Annotated in this window: 14 protein-coding genes and 1 tRNA gene (1 of these 15 cut by a window edge); 5 read left to right on the top strand and 10 right to left on the bottom strand. The window is 48.1% G+C overall.

What is annotated here, in order from left to right:
• The first annotated feature begins 20 nt into the window (after window positions 1-20).
• From B2Q61_RS08380 to B2Q61_RS08360, 5 genes are all read left to right on the top strand, one after another.
• Window positions 21-1,184 carry a serine hydrolase gene (locus B2Q61_RS08380; protein ID WP_290618781.1) on the top strand — a complete coding sequence of 388 codons (1,164 nt, stop codon included), beginning with the start codon at window positions 21-23 and terminating at the stop codon, window positions 1,182-1,184.
• 184 nt (window positions 1,185-1,368) lie between these two features.
• The gene (gene ybeD, locus B2Q61_RS08375) at window positions 1,369-1,650 is read left to right on the top strand and encodes a DUF493 family protein YbeD (RefSeq protein WP_290618782.1); all 282 of its coding nucleotides are present in this window, start codon (window positions 1,369-1,371) and stop codon (window positions 1,648-1,650) included.
• 134 nt (window positions 1,651-1,784) lie between these two features.
• On the top strand, window positions 1,785-2,378 hold the full coding sequence (lipB, locus tag B2Q61_RS08370; RefSeq protein ID WP_414631471.1) for a lipoyl(octanoyl) transferase LipB: 594 nt from the start codon (window positions 1,785-1,787) through the stop codon (window positions 2,376-2,378).
• Window positions 2,371-3,336, top strand: a complete 966-nt coding sequence (lipA, locus tag B2Q61_RS08365) for a lipoyl synthase (protein ID WP_290618786.1) — start codon at window positions 2,371-2,373, stop codon at window positions 3,334-3,336. Before lipB ends, lipA begins: the two co-directional genes overlap by 8 nt.
• 146 nt (window positions 3,337-3,482) lie before the next feature.
• A complete protein-coding gene (locus B2Q61_RS08360; protein WP_290618788.1) occupies window positions 3,483-3,848 on the top strand; it encodes a PilZ domain-containing protein in 366 nt (121 codons plus the stop codon).
• Between the two features lie 61 nt (window positions 3,849-3,909).
• On the opposite strand, the gene B2Q61_RS08355 is transcribed toward B2Q61_RS08360, so the two are convergent.
• From B2Q61_RS08355 to B2Q61_RS08310, 10 genes are all read right to left on the bottom strand, one after another.
• Window positions 3,910-5,103 carry a hypothetical protein gene (locus B2Q61_RS08355; protein WP_290618790.1) on the bottom strand — a complete coding sequence of 398 codons (1,194 nt, stop codon included), beginning with the start codon at window positions 5,101-5,103 and terminating at the stop codon, window positions 3,910-3,912.
• The gene (gene nlpI, locus B2Q61_RS08350) at window positions 5,090-5,986 is read right to left on the bottom strand and encodes a lipoprotein NlpI (protein WP_290618792.1); all 897 of its coding nucleotides are present in this window, start codon (window positions 5,984-5,986) and stop codon (window positions 5,090-5,092) included. Before nlpI ends, B2Q61_RS08355 begins: the two co-directional genes overlap by 14 nt.
• Before the next feature lies 1 nt (window position 5,987).
• Window positions 5,988-8,117 carry a polyribonucleotide nucleotidyltransferase gene (gene pnp, locus B2Q61_RS08345; RefSeq protein ID WP_290618794.1) on the bottom strand — a complete coding sequence of 710 codons (2,130 nt, stop codon included), beginning with the start codon at window positions 8,115-8,117 and terminating at the stop codon, window positions 5,988-5,990.
• Between the two features lie 191 nt (window positions 8,118-8,308).
• Complete coding sequence (gene rpsO, locus B2Q61_RS08340; protein WP_046554052.1) at window positions 8,309-8,578, bottom strand: 30S ribosomal protein S15; 270 nt, start codon at window positions 8,576-8,578, stop codon at window positions 8,309-8,311.
• Between the two features lie 99 nt (window positions 8,579-8,677).
• Complete coding sequence (gene truB / locus B2Q61_RS08335; RefSeq protein WP_290618798.1) at window positions 8,678-9,631, bottom strand: tRNA pseudouridine(55) synthase TruB; 954 nt, start codon at window positions 9,629-9,631, stop codon at window positions 8,678-8,680.
• Window positions 9,631-10,047, bottom strand: a complete 417-nt coding sequence (rbfA, locus tag B2Q61_RS08330) for a 30S ribosome-binding factor RbfA (protein ID WP_290618800.1) — start codon at window positions 10,045-10,047, stop codon at window positions 9,631-9,633. Before rbfA ends, truB begins: the two co-directional genes overlap by 1 nt.
• Window positions 10,048-10,128: 81 nt before the next feature.
• Window positions 10,129-12,813, bottom strand: a complete 2,685-nt coding sequence (infB, locus tag B2Q61_RS08325; RefSeq protein WP_290618802.1) for a translation initiation factor IF-2 — start codon at window positions 12,811-12,813, stop codon at window positions 10,129-10,131.
• A 25-nt stretch (window positions 12,814-12,838) separates the two neighbouring features.
• Window positions 12,839-14,335, bottom strand: coding sequence for a transcription termination factor NusA (gene nusA / locus B2Q61_RS08320; RefSeq protein ID WP_290618804.1), 1,497 nt, complete (start codon window positions 14,333-14,335; stop codon window positions 12,839-12,841).
• Window positions 14,336-14,369: 34 nt separating this feature from the next.
• The gene (gene rimP, locus B2Q61_RS08315) at window positions 14,370-14,825 is read right to left on the bottom strand and encodes a ribosome maturation factor RimP (RefSeq protein WP_290618806.1); all 456 of its coding nucleotides are present in this window, start codon (window positions 14,823-14,825) and stop codon (window positions 14,370-14,372) included.
• Between the two features lie 241 nt (window positions 14,826-15,066).
• Window positions 15,067-15,123: transfer RNA gene (locus B2Q61_RS08310), tRNA-Met, on the bottom strand; it runs 177 nt beyond the window's last position.

Raw genomic sequence — 15,123 nt, 5'->3', positions numbered from 1 at the left:
ATAATAAAAGAACGGGTCTCATGAATAGTTATCGACGCATCGTTACTTCTGGCATTGTTGCCATCAGCAGTTTTTGTTTTGTAAATAGTTCTCAGGCGCAGGTCGTGGTTCCGCAGCCCCCTGCCGTTGCAGCTAAAGGCCATATTCTGATCGATTACGATACCGGTGAGGTGTTATCAGAAGAAAACGCCGATATGTCTTTAGCCCCTGCTAGTCTTACCAAAATGATGACCAGCTACGTAATTGGTACTGAATTAAAAAATGGCAATATCAGCCTGGATGATAAAGTTACTATTAGCGAAAAAGCCTGGGCAAAAAACTTCCCGGGCTCATCGTTAATGTTTATCGAAGTAGGCACTCAGGTCTCGGTTGCCGATCTTAACAAGGGAATTATTATTCAGTCAGGCAACGACGCCTGTGTCGCAATGGCCGAACACATAGCCGGTAGCGAAAGCGCCTTCGTTGATTTGATGAATGCCCATGCGAAGCGCCTGGGAATGCACAACACAACCTTTAGCACCAGTCATGGTTTACCGGCGGCAGAGCAATACACCACACCACGGGATATGAGCAAACTGGCGGTGGCGTTGATCCGCGATGTCCCGGAAGAATATGCCATTTATGCAGAAAAAGAGTTCACCTATAACAGTATCCGCCAGTACAACCGCAACTCATTGTTATGGGATCGTAGTCTGGCCGTAGATGGTATTAAAACCGGTCATACCAGTGAAGCAGGTTATAGCCTGATAACCTCAGCCACCCGCGACGACATGCGCCTGGTGTCGGTAGTAATGGGCACTGAAAGCGAACGTGCCCGCGCTAATGAAAATAAAAAGCTATTAAGTTACGGGTTTCGTTTTTTTGAAACCTTCGCCCCCTACCAAAGTGGTGAACAATTTGCTGAGCAGCGGGTATGGCAAGGAGACAAAGAACAAATCCAGCTGGGCTTATTGCAAAGCACGCCGATTACTATTGCCCGTGGCCAGCGCCGCAACCTTAAAGCAGAAGTTAGCTTGAATGAGCAACTCATCGCCCCCATTACTAAAGGCCAGGTAGTCGGCACCATTTATTTAAAACTGGAAAACCAGGATATTGCAGAATATCCGTTGGTGGCGCTGGAGGATGTCGGCCGTGGCGGCTTCTTCAGCCGGATGGTCGATTACGTGAAAATGCAATTCAATTAATTACCGGTATTTATGCTGTGACAAGTCCCGGCAACTGCCGGGATTTTTTGTTACACTAAGCCCTTTTCCAGGCAAGTTTAAGCAAATAGCGACGACCTGAGACAACAAATTTTACCACACCCTGTGCCTGTAGTATCGCGCAGCAGGTTGTGAGTAGTACATTAGCGTCTGTGAGAATAACGATATGGCAAATGAAGTAAAAGACACCAAATTTGATCAGTACCTCGAGTTTCCCTGCCAGTTCAACTTTAAAGTGTTAGGGGTAGCTGAGCCAGCACTGGTAGACGAAGTGATGACAGTGATTTGCCGCCATACTGATGCTACCGATTACAGCCCGACGGTAAAACCCAGTGCCAAAGGAAATTATCACTCAGTATCGGTAAAAGTAACCGTAACCAGTAAAGCCCATATTGAGTTGCTGTATACCGAACTTGGCAAAATAGCATTGGTTCGTTACGTTCTTTAACAGCCTGAACTCGCATTGGCCAGATAAATCGCTATAATGCAGCCAGTTTTTCAGCGGAGTGACCTTTGAGCATCAGCCAGCAACTTGTGATCCGTGATTTAGGTAGCCAGGACTATACGCAAGTATGGCAGGCTATGCAGCAATTCACCGACCATCGCAATGCGCACACCGTCGATGAGCTTTGGTTGCTGGAACATCCGGCAGTCTTTACCCAGGGCCAGGCCGGCAGAGCAGAACATTTGTTACAGCCAGGTGATATACCGGTCGTTAAAGTCGACCGAGGTGGCCAGGTTACCTATCATGGACCGGGCCAGCTGGTGGTCTATGTGCTGCTAGATATCAAACGTCGTAAGCTTGGCGTGCGCGAACTGGTTACTATGCTGGAACAGGTATTAATTGAATTGCTGGGCCAATATGGTGTTGCCGCTAACGCCCGACCTGACGCACCAGGGGTATATATTGATGGTAAAAAAGTGGCGTCGTTGGGCTTAAGAGTGCGCAAAGGCTGCACTTTCCATGGTCTGGCGCTGAATGTTGATATGGACCTGAGCCCCTTCAACCGAATCAACCCCTGCGGTTATGCCGGCATGCAAATGATTCAAAGTAAAGATTTTGGTGGTCCGCTGAGTATCGCTCAGGCCAAAACAGACATCTGTAACATCTTCAAACGGCTTCTGGCCGTAACCGAACTACGTTTTAAAACAGGGTTAGAGTGGCAACATGACTAAGACAGCGCGAATGGAACCAGGTGTTAAATTGCGTGACGCCGATAAAATGGCGTTAATTCCGGTTAAGGTATTGCCGACCGAGCCTGAACAAATGCTACGTAAGCCTGCCTGGTTAAAGATTAAGTTACCGAAAAATTCAGAGCGGATCGATCAGATTAAAGGTGCTATGCGCAAACATGGTTTGCATTCAGTCTGTGAAGAAGCTGCTTGCCCTAACCTGCCTGAGTGTTTTAATCATGGCACGGCAACCTTTATGATCCTGGGTGCCATTTGTACCCGACGCTGCCCGTTCTGTGATGTTGCTCATGGCCGGCCACTGCCGCCAAGCGCGGAAGAGCCAGAAAAACTGGCACTTACCATTCGCGATATGAAATTAAAATACGTGGTTATTACCTCGGTAGACCGCGACGATTTACGTGATGGCGGTGCCCAGCACTTTGCAGATTGTATTGATGCCATCAGGAAATACTGTCCGGATATAAAGATTGAAGTACTGGTACCGGATTTTCGTGGCCGGATGGATGTCGCCCTGGAAATTTTAAGCAAAAGCCCACCAGATGTGTTTAACCATAATCTGGAGACCGCGCCGCGGCTGTATAAACTGGCCCGGCCGGGTGCTGATTATAAATGGTCACTGACCTTACTGAAGCGCTTTAAACAAGCGCACCCGCAGGTGTCTACCAAATCGGGCCTGATGGTGGGCCTCGGTGAAACAACCGAGGAATTGCTGCAAGTACTGCAGGACTTGCGCGATCATGATGTGGATATGCTGACGGTAGGCCAATACCTGCAACCGAGCAAGCATCATTTGCCGGTAAAACGCTATATGCCACCAGCTGAATTTGATGAAATTAAGCACTTTGCTAACAGCATCGGTTTCAAACATGCAGCTTGCGGCCCATTCGTCCGCTCGTCATACCATGCCGATCGCCAGGCAGCCGGTGAAGAAGTCAGTTAACTCCAGCTACTCAGAGTTTCTGAGAAGTTATCAGTAATTATTAAGGCTGCAGATTGCAGCCTTTTTTAATTGTTACATCTGGATCCAGAGTTGTGCTATTCGCAGTTAAAACAGCTACACTTATTGCAAATAACATTGGGGGATATATGGAGCAACGACGTTTTAGCCGGGTGAATTTTCAGGGGAAAGCTCATTTAGAAACCGCTGAGCAGAGCTACCCCACCAACGTGCTCGATTTATCGCTAAAAGGCGCTTTAATCAGCATTCCTCCGGGTTGGCGACCCGAGGCAGCGGGCCCACTGATATTGCGGGTTCATCTGAGTGACTATCCGCTTGATTTTAGTATGCAGGTTAGTGTTGCCCACCAGCACAATGACGTGATTGGCGTGCACTGCGATAAAATTGATCTGGAAAGTGCCGGTCATTTAAAAAGGCTGATTGAGCTTAATTTAGGCGATAGTCAGATATTAAGCCGCGAATTGTCCGAATTGTCGGTTGAAGAGCCGCTTTAAAACGCCCCGTTACTAATTCCCACTCGATAGTTCTGCCACGTATTACCTTTATGTATTAACCCTAAAGGTACTGTAGCGCTTCTACGGCTTCATGATAGCCATGGCTAGCGGCAACTTGCATTAACGCATGCCAGTGCTGCCAGGCCTGCTGCTGCCGGGCCAGATGAGCGAAATAATACTGCACCGGCATTATATGCTCGGTTTGCTGTAATGCCCGGACCATTAACTGATGATAAAACGCCGGCATAGCGCTTTGATAAGATTCCATCGGATTAACCGTAGCCACCACCCGGTAAGCTTGTTGCCCGCTTGCGTCACAGGTGCTAACAGCCTGCAGCTTTACCTTCTCTGCAATTGACTGCCATCTTTGTTGCCAGGCGGCAACAGTAGCCTGACTGTTATCGAATAACAGATTTGTGGCAAAGGTGCCTGGGTGGCAGACAGTTTCAGCCGCGACAAGGCTTAACGGATATTCATCTATAAAGCCCAGTACATGCATAAACTCATGTTGTAACAAGGCCAGAGTGGCGGTATCAGGTAACTGGATGATGCCATTGTTATAACTGGCCAGTCCCTGACCGGCAATAACCAGTAACTGGCTGAAGTTGCCTGCCAGCACCTGTTCGGTTAACGCAGTATAATTGCAGCTAATTCTACTGGCAGCCTGCTCAGAGCAACTGAGCACTGGCGCATTCACTTTTACCAGATCGTTGAAACATACTGGCAAACTACTCAGCAAAGGATCCTTTGCCCAGGCGTCTTGCAGCTGCTGCCAGCGCATAACACCTGCCTGCTGGCTCGCCACGGGCTGGATGGTAAGACGGCAGCCACTCGCGGCCAGATAACCACTATTGGCAACGGCGATCGGGGCAGCTTGCCACAGGCCCAGGGTCGCCCGTTGTGCGCGGCTAATTGCTGACGCCGGCAACAGGTCACTATCAACTGATTGTTGCAGCCATTTTGCCGTGGCTAAGCGCCCTTCCAGACGCTGTTGTAATTGAATCGCGTGATTTAAGCCCTGAGTATCACCGAGTTTTGCGGCCTGTCGAAACCATTGCAAAGCAGCACTCAGTTCGTTATCAGCCAACCGCTGGCGAGCAAGCTGCATCGCCGCTGCTGGTTCGACTTTTGCCTGATCCATCAACTGTTGTTGGGTAACGGAATTGTTATCCGGTGAACAACCGCACAGTAATAATGCAAAAAAGCCAGCGAGCTGGCTTTTAACTAATATTTCGCGAAAACTAATGAAACTCATCACTCTCGCCAGACAGCGTTTCACCTCTGAGTCTGGCTATCTCCAGTCGGGCATAACGATGCTCAACAAACTCATAAACATTGGTTGAAAGTACTTTCTTATAGTATTCAATAGCCTGCTCAGGTTGTTGCTGTGCTTCATGCCACTTGGCCAGATAAAAATAGACTTCACAAAGGCGCTCTGCCAACACCCGCGGGCTACTTAGATCATCAATAACTGAGTTTAATAATTGTTGCTCAGAAAGTTTACCCAAATAAAAAAGTGGGATCTTTGTCGCCCAGTCATCTGCGGCCAACACAGCGGTATTACTCGCTAATCGTGCCTTTGCTGCAGTGCCTGATAAATCAAGCTCAGCCAGATAGAGCCAGACTACCCGATAGGGATCTGCCGGCTGCAGTTGCAGAAACTTGACAAAATCAGGCACGGCCAGATCAGCGCGACCGGCATAATACAAAGCGATGCCACGGTTCAGGTAGGCATATTCGTATTCAGGGGCCAGCTCAAGCACGGAATCAAAAGCTTCATACGCCTGATCAAAGTTGCCACTGAGAGTATAATGAATACCGACAAAATTGTAGGCATCGGCCATATCGGGCTTTAGCCGTAGCGCGCGCATAAAATCAAGCCGGGCCAGTGAGCGCAAGCCCGCGCTGTCATACATAACACCACGGTCATAATATAAGCGTGCCGACTGCTCTTCTGATAACTCAGCACGATGTAATATTTCGGTCAGGCGGGCAATAGCCAGCTCAGTACGGTAAGGTACCGCCAGCGGCTCTGGCGTAAGCCAGGCCGCAGACGATGACGGTTGTGTTAAAGCACAACCGCTTAAGGTTAACAGCGCCGTTAACAGCGCTGCGATACCGGATTTAGCCCGACGCATATTACGCGTCTTGCTCAGCGTTAGCGGCATTTTCAGCAGGTTTAGTATTGGCTTCTTTAATACTTAACCGTACCCGGCCCTGCTTGTCTACTTCCAACACCTTAACGGCCACTTTCTGACCCAATTGTAAATGCTCAGAGACGTTGCTTACCCGCTCATCAGAGATTTGCGAGATATGCACTAAGCCATCTTTGCCTGGCAATACGTTAACAAAGGCGCCGAAGTCGACAATCCGTACCACTTCACCCTGGTAAATCGCACCCACTTCAATGTCAGCAGTAATGGCATTGATTTTATCAATGGCAATCTGCGCGGCTTTAGCTGTGGTCGCAGCAATTTTTATGCTGCCATCATCTTCCAGCTCGATTGTAGTACCAGACTCTTCAGTGATTTGACGAATAACTGCACCACCTTTACCGATAACTTCACGGATTTTCTCCGGGTTAATCTTCATGGTGTAGATGCGAGGCGCGTATTCAGACATTTCTTCACGGTGACCGCTAATTGCCTGATCCATCACATTCAGGATATGCAAACGGGCTGCTTTAGCCTGTTTTAACGCAGTTTGCATTATTTCCTGCGTAATACCGTCAATCTTAATGTCCATTTGCAGCGCCGTAATACCTTCAGTAGTACCGGCCACTTTAAAGTCCATGTCACCTAAGTGATCTTCGTCACCTAAGATATCTGACAGTACAACGTAATCATCACCTTCTTTAACCAGGCCCATAGCGATACCGGCAACAGACGCTTTAATAGGTACACCGGCATCCATCAGCGCTAATGATGAACCACATACCGATGCCATAGAGCTTGAGCCGTTAGATTCGGTGATTTCAGACACGATACGCACGGTGTACGGGAAGTCTTCAAAATCAGGCATTACAGCCAGCACGCCCCGCTTAGCTAAACGACCATGGCCGATTTCGCGACGCTTCGGCGACCCAACCATACCCGTCTCACCGACGCTGTAAGGAGGGAAGTTATAGTGCAGCATAAAGGTATCGGTTTTCTGACTTAACAAGTCATCAATATTCTGGGCGTCACGGGCAGTACCCAAGGTACAGGTAACCAGCGCCTGTGTTTCACCACGGGTAAACAGTGATGAACCATGGGTACGAGGTAACACACCTGTCATTACACTTAAACCACGGATCATTTCCGGGTCACGACCGTCAATCCGCGGCTCACCTTTGGTAATACGGCTACGCACAACTTTACTTTCCAGGTCGTGGAAAATATCACCGAACTCATTCTTATCCAGCGCTTCATCTTCGGCCAGCTCTGCCAGTAACTTATTGTGCAGGGCCGTTTTAATTTCTGCGATGCGCTCATAACGTTTTGCTTTTTCAGTAATCTGATAAGCTACGCCAATGTCTGCGGCGGCAAGTTCGGTCACTTTAGCAATTAATGGTAAGTTTTTCGCAGGTGCCTGCCAGTTCCAGGCTGGCTTAGCGCCTTCAGCCGCTAGCTCATTAATGGCAGTAATGGCAGTTTGCATTTGCTCATGGCCATACATTACCGCGCCTAACATGACGTCTTCTGACAGAATATTCGCTTCAGATTCAACCATCAGTACCGCGTTATTGGTACCGGCTACCACTAAGTCCAGTTTTGAGCTTTTCAGCTCTTCTTCTGACGGGTTCAACACATACTGATTATTGATATAACCTACGCGCGCAGCACCAATAGGGCCGGCGAATGGAATACCTGACAAGGCTAACGCCGCTGAGGTACCAATCAACGCTACGATGTCTGGCTGAATTTCAGGTTGGACCGATACTACGGTAGCTATAACCTGAACTTCATTGGTAAAGCCTTCCGGGAATAACGGACGGATAGGACGGTCAATTAACCGGCAAATTAAGGTTTCACCCTCACTTGGCCGGCCTTCACGCTTAAAGAAGCCACCCGGGATCCGGCCAGCTGCATACATTTTTTCCTGGTAGTTGACGGTTAACGGAAAGAAATCCTGACCAGGTTTAGGTTCTTTTTTACCAACAACGGTTACTAAAACGGAAGTATCTCCCAGGCTGGCCAGCACTGCGGCATCTGCCTGACGGGCGATGACGCCGGTTTCTAAAGTAAAGGTATGTTGGCCAAACTGAAATGATTTTACGATGGGAGTCACGTGTGTATTTCCTTAATCTTAATCGCCGAATTGCGATGTTTTTCTCTGTGTTTTCTGCCTGTACAGTATACTCTGTAACCTGTTACAAAAGATAGTTCAGTAAAGAGCTCAGTAAAAATAGTGTTTAAAAAAATTCCCATAAAAAAAAGAGGCTTGAAAGCCTCTTTTTCTGCTGCGTTATCGCTTAGCGATTAACGACGTAAACCTAAACGACCAATCAGGGTAGTGTAACGGCTCTGATCTTTGCCTTTTAAGTAATCTAACAGCTTACGACGCTGGCTAACCATGCGCAACAAACCACGACGGGAATGGAAGTCGTGCTTGTGTTCAGCAAAGTGGCCTTGCAGGTGAGTGATTGACGCAGTTAACAGGGCAACCTGTACTTCTGGTGAACCGGTATCGCCTTCTTTAACAGCGTAGTCAGCAACAATTTTTGCTTTATCAGCAGCGTTTAATGACATATTTAACTCCAATGTGAGTGAACTAAAATAAGGGTATCGCCGATCACTCATCCAGCAGACCCCAGAAAATCCGGCGTATAATAGCACTTTGCCTGCTTTTTACAAGGCGTTTATCACGGTAGCTGGCTGCTGCACAGCACTGGTGTTAAGTAAGCGACGTGAACTCAGCACACCCTGCTGTATCTGGCCAATGCCAATAAATACCTCAGCTGGGCCGAGCAATTTAATCGCGGCAATATCATCAGCTACCACATTACAATTTTGGCCATGCTGCAGCTGATGTTGCTGATCTTTACTAAGTGCAATTGCTGGCATAGCCACAATACCGGCATCTAAAGGCAGTAACAAGGCATCTAACGGTCCAAAATCAGCAGTGCTATGGCATTGTTCTGCCATGGCGTCTAACTGAACTGGCTTTACCATTTGCGACGCAGTAAAAGGCCCGACCTGAGTGCGATGCAATTTGCTGACATGACCACCACAGCCTAACAGCTCGCCTAAATCGTCTATCAGGGTGCGGATATAAGTGCCTTTGGAGCAATGAACAATAAAATCTGCCTGGTTGCCCCTGCGCTGCAACAGTTCAAACTTAAATATGGTAATAGGCCGGGCTTCACGTTCAATGGTAATGCCCTGCCTGGCATATTTATATAAGGGCTGGCCCTGATACTTTAATGCAGAGAACATAGTGGGCACTTGCATAATATCACCGCGAAAACTTTGCAGTGCCTGTTCCAGGTCGGTGTCAGTAAAGCTGACCGGCCGCTCACTGATTACCTCGCCTTCTGAGTCACTGGTACTGGTGCGCACCCCAAAACTGGCGGTCACCAGATAGGTTTTATCGGTATCCAGTAAAAACTGACTGAACTTGGTCGCCTCACCAAAACAAATAGGCAATAAACCAGATGCCATCGGATCCAGTGCGCCGGTATGCCCGGCCTTTTGTGCCTGATAAAGCCAGCGAACCCGCTGCAAAATACCATTACTGCTTACTTCAAGCGGCTTATCCAGTAACAGAATGCCATTAACTGCTCTGGCATTTTTACGCGCCATTACTCATCAGCTCCGTCGTTATCTGTTGGCTCGAGCCCGGCGTCTTTACGTTTACGTTCATCTTCCTGACGCACTGATGCCACTAAGCTGGCCATGCGGATGCCTTCATTTAACGACTGGTCAAACGCAAAACGGATATGCGGTACAATCCGGGTTTGAATACGCTTACCTATTAAACTGCGGACATAGCCAGCAGCATCATTCAAAATTTTAAGGTTGTCTTCAACCTTACTGTCATCCATACCTAAAAAAGTTACAAACACTTTGGCATGTGACAAATCGCGTGATACTTCGACGTCAGAAACAGTGATCATTGAGTGCAAGCGCGGATCTTTAATTTCGCGCTGCAAAATAACCGCCATCTCTTTCTTAATGTGTTGAGACAACCGGTCAACGCGGGAGAATTCTTTTGCCATTTTAAGCATTCCAAATTTGAGGTCAGGGAAAACACAACAGGGGCACTAAAGGCCCCTGTACTATGTATTGCCAGCGGTACTTTATAAGGTACGTTCAACCTGAATGGTTTCAAATACTTCGATCTGATCGCCTTCGCGAACATCGTTGTAGTTTTTCACACCGATACCACATTCAAAGCCGTTTCTGACTTCGTTTACATCGTCTTTAAAGCGACGCAGTGATTCCAGCTCACCTTCGTAGATAACCACGTTATCGCGCAGTACCCGAATAGGCGCATTACGTTTAATCAGGCCTTCGGTAACCATACAACCAGCGATCGCGCCAAACTTAGGTGAGCGGAACACATCACGCACCTGAGCTAAGCCAATGATTTGCTGTTTAAACTCTGGTGCCAGCATGCCGGTCATCGCCGCCCTGACTTCGTCTAACAGCTCATAAATAATGCTGTAATAACGTAAGTCGAGACCTTCGTCTTCAATCATTTTCCGGGCTGAAGCATCAGCACGAACGTTAAAGCCGATAATGATGGCCTGTGATGCAGCTGCAAGCGTTACGTCAGTTTCGGTGATACCACCTACGCCGCTACCGATAATTTTAATTTTAACTTCATCAGTAGACAGTTTAGCCAGTGATTCAGAAATCGCCTGTACTGAACCTTGCACATCACCTTTTAATACCAGGTTAAGTTCAGATACATCGCCTTCTTCCATGTTGGCAAACATGTTTTCAAGCTTGGCTTTTTGCTGACGCGCCAGCTTAACATCACGGAATTTACCCTGGCGATATAACGCAACCTCACGCGCTTTACGTTCATCTTTAACCACGGTAACTTCGTCACCAGCCTGTGGCACACCTGACAGCCCCAGTATTTCTACCGGAATAGATGGCCCTGCGACTTTAACTTCGCGACCATTTTCATCGCGCATCGCACGAACGCGGCCATATTCAAAGCCACACAATACGATATCGCCCTGATTCAGTGTACCTTCCTGCACCAGAATGGAAGCAACCGGACCACGGCCTTTATCTAAACGCGATTCGATAACTGCACCACGTGCCAGACCATTTTTAACTGCTTTTAATTCCAACAGTTCAGCCTGGTTGAGAATCGCTTCCAGTAAGTCATCTATACCAATACCAGACTTAGCCGAAACCTGAACAAACTGGGTATCGCCGCCCCACTCTTCCGAGATTACGTCAAACTGGGATAGCTCATTTCTTACTCTGTCCGGATCAGCTTCTGGTTTATCAATTTTGTTTACTGCAACAACCAGTGGTACACCCGCTGCTTTCGCATGCTGGATAGCTTCTTTGGTTTGTGGCATTACACCATCATCCGCAGCAACAACCAGGATCACGATATCGGTTGCTTTGGCACCACGAGCCCGCATTGAGGTAAAGGCTGCGTGACCCGGTGTATCCAGGAACGTTACCATCCCGCGCTCGGTTTCAACGTGATAGGCACCAATATGCTGGGTAATACCACCCGCTTCGCCATCAGCAACTTTCGCTTTACGAATGTAGTCCAGTAACGACGTTTTACCATGGTCAACGTGACCCATTACAGTAACAACCGGTGCCCGCGGCTCCAGTTCGCCTTCACCTTCACGGTCAGACATTACTGCTTCTTCTAACTCATTTTCTTTGGTCAGAGTAAATTTGTGGCCCATTTCTTCACAGACAATGGCTGCCGTTTCCTGATCAATCACCTGATTAATGGTCGCCATCGCACCCATTTTCATCATGGCTTTAATAACTTCAGAAGCTTTTACTGCCATTTTCGAAGCAAGCTCGGCAACCGTAATAGTTTCGCCAATTTTCACTTCCCGCTCTACCGGCTGTGCTGGCTTATTAAAGCCATGCTGCATACTGGTTGGCGTTTTCTTTTTCTTGGTATGACGGTTGGCACGGTTAAAGGCTTCTTTATCATTGCCGTCATCTTTCTTTTTACCTTTGGCTGGCGGGGCTTTTTTACCCACACCACGACGACCGGCGCGCTCTTCTTTCGCGTCTACTTCGTCTTCTGCCTGTTTGGCAAATTCATTGCTCGTCAGGTGGTAATCATCTTTTTCAGTTGACTTGGCTTTTTCTTCCTGAGCCCAACGTTCACTGTTTTCTTCAGCCAGTTTACGGGCAGCTTCAGCCTGCTTTTTGGCTTCTTCTTCCAGCTTACGCAACGCTTCAGCTTCCTGCTGCTGCCGCATATGCTCAGCTTCACGCTTGGCTTCTTCTTTCGCCGCGCGACGTGCTGCTTCTTCCGGATCATCTTTTAGCAGCTGAGCCTGCTTAGCCTCTTCACGTTTTTTTGCTTCGACTGCTTTGCGCTCGGCTTCTTCTTTCGCTTTAGCTGCAGCAATTTCCCGCGCTTTGTGTTCAGCTTCCTGCTTGGCGCGATTCGCTTCTGCGTTAGCTTGTTCTTCAGCCAAACGGGCTTCTTCCTGCGCTTTTAACGTTGCCTCGTCGACAACCGGCTTTTTGATATAGGTTTTTTGCTTACGCACTTCAACCTGAATTTCCCGGTTGCGTCCGGCACCGCCGGCCACACTTAAGGTGGATTTTTCTTTGCGCTTCAAGGTCAGCTTTGAAGGTTCTGAGGATTTACCGCCATGCTGCTTGCTTAAATGCAACAACAGGGTTTTCTTCTCATCTTCAGATACCTGCTGCCCTGCAGCTTTAGTAATACCTGCATCAGCAAATTGTTGTACTAACCGATCAACAGTTGTACCGACATCACTGGCCAGCTTCTCTATGGTGACTTCTGCCATTTGTGTTGTTACCTCCGTTGACTACTCAGTTACTTTCACTAAACCAAACAATATTGCGGGCAGCCATAATAAGCTCTGCTGCTTTTTGTTCAGTTATATCTGCTATATCTAATAAATCGTCGACACCTAAATCGGCCAGATCGTCCAGGGTAGTTATACCTTTGCTGGCAATCACATATGCGGTATGGGTATCTAAGCCTTCTAACGCTAATAGCGCTTCGGTAGGTTTGGCATCTTCTAATGATTCTTCGCTGGCCAGGGCACGGGTGGTCAACACCGCTTTTGCTCTGCCACGCAACTCTTCAACAATTTCTTCATCAAAACCGTCGATAGACAGAAGTTCACTAATTGGCACGTAAGCCACTTCTTCTAAGGTAGAGAAACCTTCGTCAACCAACACGTCAGCAAAGTCTTCATCGATTTCCAGCGCGTCCATAAAGGCCTGCCGTACTTTCTCGGTCTCTTCCTGATGTTTCTTCTTCATATCCGAAACTGACATCACGTTCAGCTCCCAACCTGTTAACTGGCTGGCTAAGCGCACGTTCTGGCCATTACGACCGATAGCCATTGCGAGGTTAGAATCCTCAACGGCGATATCCATCGAATGGGCATCTTCATCAACAATGATCGAGGCAACTTCGGCAGGCGCCATGGCGTTGATAACAAACTGGGCGTCATTATCATCATACAACACGATATCTACCCGTTCACCTGCCAGTTCGTTTGATACGCCCTGTACCCGTGAACCACGCATGCCAACACAGGCACCCACCGGATCTATGCGCCGGTCATTACTTTTAACAGCAATTTTTGCGCGTGACCCAGGATCACGGGCTGCGCCGCGCAGTTCAATCATTTCCTCGCCAATTTCCGGCACTTCAATCCTGAACAACTCAAGCAGCATTTCCGGACGAGCCCGGCTTAAAAAAAGCTGAGCGCCACGTGCTTCTGGCTTCACATCAAATAATAACGTACGGATCCGGTCGCCAGGACGGTAAGTTTCCCGCGGCAGCATTTCTTCGCGCGGTAACATCGCTTCGGCGTTATTGCCTAAATCAACAATAATGCTATCGCGATTGACTTTTTTAACGATACCGGTTACCAACTCGCCTACCTGGTCAATATAAGCTTCCACTACCTGCGAGCGTTCAGCTTCACGTACTTTTTGTACGATAACCTGTTTAGCCATCTGAGTAGTAATCCGGTCAAACTCGATAGAATCGATTTGTTCTTCGTAAAAATCGCCAATCTGCACTTCTGGTGCATCATATTGCGCAGCTGACAACGTAATTTCACGGGTAGGATGTTCCTGCACCGCATCATCTGCGACCACTTCCCACCGCCGGAAGGTTTCATATGACCCGGTTTTACGGTCAATATTTACCCGAACTTCTATATCGCCTTCGTTTTTCTTTTTAGTGGCTGCAGCTAATGCAAACTCCAGTGCCTGGAAAATTTTCTCCCGTGGTACTGATTTTTCATTTGATACTGCATCGACAACCAATAATATTTCTTTTGCCATTGTATCTGCCTCGTTCTGACGCGACCCGAATACCTTAAAAAACCGGTACCACGTTTGCTTTGTCTATATTATCCAGCAGCAAACGATAGGGTTTGCCATCGACTTCCATAACGAGCATGTCAGCGTCTAGCGCCTGCAACATGCCTTTGAATTTTCTTCTGTTATCTTGCGCAATTGTCAGTTTCACTTCAATTTGCTGGCCAACAACCTGCTTAAAGTGTGCTTCGGTAAACAGCGGGCGGGCTAAACCCGGCGATGAAACCTCCAGGGTGTATTCGGCTGGGATTGGATCTTCAACATCCAGTACAGCGCTGACTTCACGACTTACCAAAGCACAATTTTCTACCGTAATACCGTCGCTGTGATCAATGTACAGCCGCAATGTGGTATGCCGGCCAGCACGCAGCAGCTCAATACCCCACAAATCAAAACCGGCAGCGATTACTGTCGGGCTCAACAACTCAACCAGTTGTTGTTCTTGTTTAGTCAAAAAAGACCTCCGAATACACCAATAAAAAATGGGCATAGCGCCCATTACTGCTTAAAACTGACACGCCAGATACGAAAACGCCCCGAACAAGCGGGGCGAAGTAACATCCAAACAACACCCATATCGCCAATGAAGTATCGTTGAAAATTTGGTTGCGGGAGCCGGTTTTGCGACCTTCGCCCTGTGGTTATAAAGAGGAGCCCGGGGGCACAATCTCGATACAACTGTTCAACCTAAAATTTGGTTGCGGGAGCCGGATTTGAACCGACGACCTTCGGGTTATGAGCCCGACGAGCTA

The organism is Arsukibacterium sp. UBA5043 (genome assembly GCA_002415085.1).
In the GTDB taxonomy this organism is placed as follows: Bacteria; Pseudomonadota; Gammaproteobacteria; order Enterobacterales; family Alteromonadaceae; genus Alishewanella.
Note: the sequence above shows the minus strand (reverse complement) of the source record. Positions and strands in the feature narration are given on the sequence as shown.

Coding starts and splice junctions, on each gene's coding strand:
- B2Q61_RS08380 (WP_290618781.1), top strand. CDS start 21: ATGAATAGTTATCGACGCATCGTTACTTCTGGCATTGTTGCCATCAGC.
- ybeD (WP_290618782.1), top strand. CDS start 1,369: ATGGCAAATGAAGTAAAAGACACCAAATTTGATCAGTACCTCGAGTTT.
- lipB (WP_414631471.1), top strand. CDS start 1,785: ATGCAGCAATTCACCGACCATCGCAATGCGCACACCGTCGATGAGCTT.
- lipA (WP_290618786.1), top strand. CDS start 2,371: ATGACTAAGACAGCGCGAATGGAACCAGGTGTTAAATTGCGTGACGCC.
- B2Q61_RS08360 (WP_290618788.1), top strand. CDS start 3,483: ATGGAGCAACGACGTTTTAGCCGGGTGAATTTTCAGGGGAAAGCTCAT.
- B2Q61_RS08355 (WP_290618790.1), bottom strand. CDS start 5,103: ATGAGTTTCATTAGTTTTCGCGAAATATTAGTTAAAAGCCAGCTCGCT.
- nlpI (WP_290618792.1), bottom strand. CDS start 5,986: ATGCGTCGGGCTAAATCCGGTATCGCAGCGCTGTTAACGGCGCTGTTA.
- rpsO (WP_046554052.1), bottom strand. CDS start 8,578: ATGTCATTAAACGCTGCTGATAAAGCAAAAATTGTTGCTGACTACGCT.
- truB (WP_290618798.1), bottom strand. CDS start 9,631: ATGGCGCGTAAAAATGCCAGAGCAGTTAATGGCATTCTGTTACTGGAT.
- rbfA (WP_290618800.1), bottom strand. CDS start 10,047: ATGGCAAAAGAATTCTCCCGCGTTGACCGGTTGTCTCAACACATTAAG.
- infB (WP_290618802.1), bottom strand. CDS start 12,813: ATGGCAGAAGTCACCATAGAGAAGCTGGCCAGTGATGTCGGTACAACT.
- nusA (WP_290618804.1), bottom strand. CDS start 14,335: ATGGCAAAAGAAATATTATTGGTTGTCGATGCAGTATCAAATGAAAAA.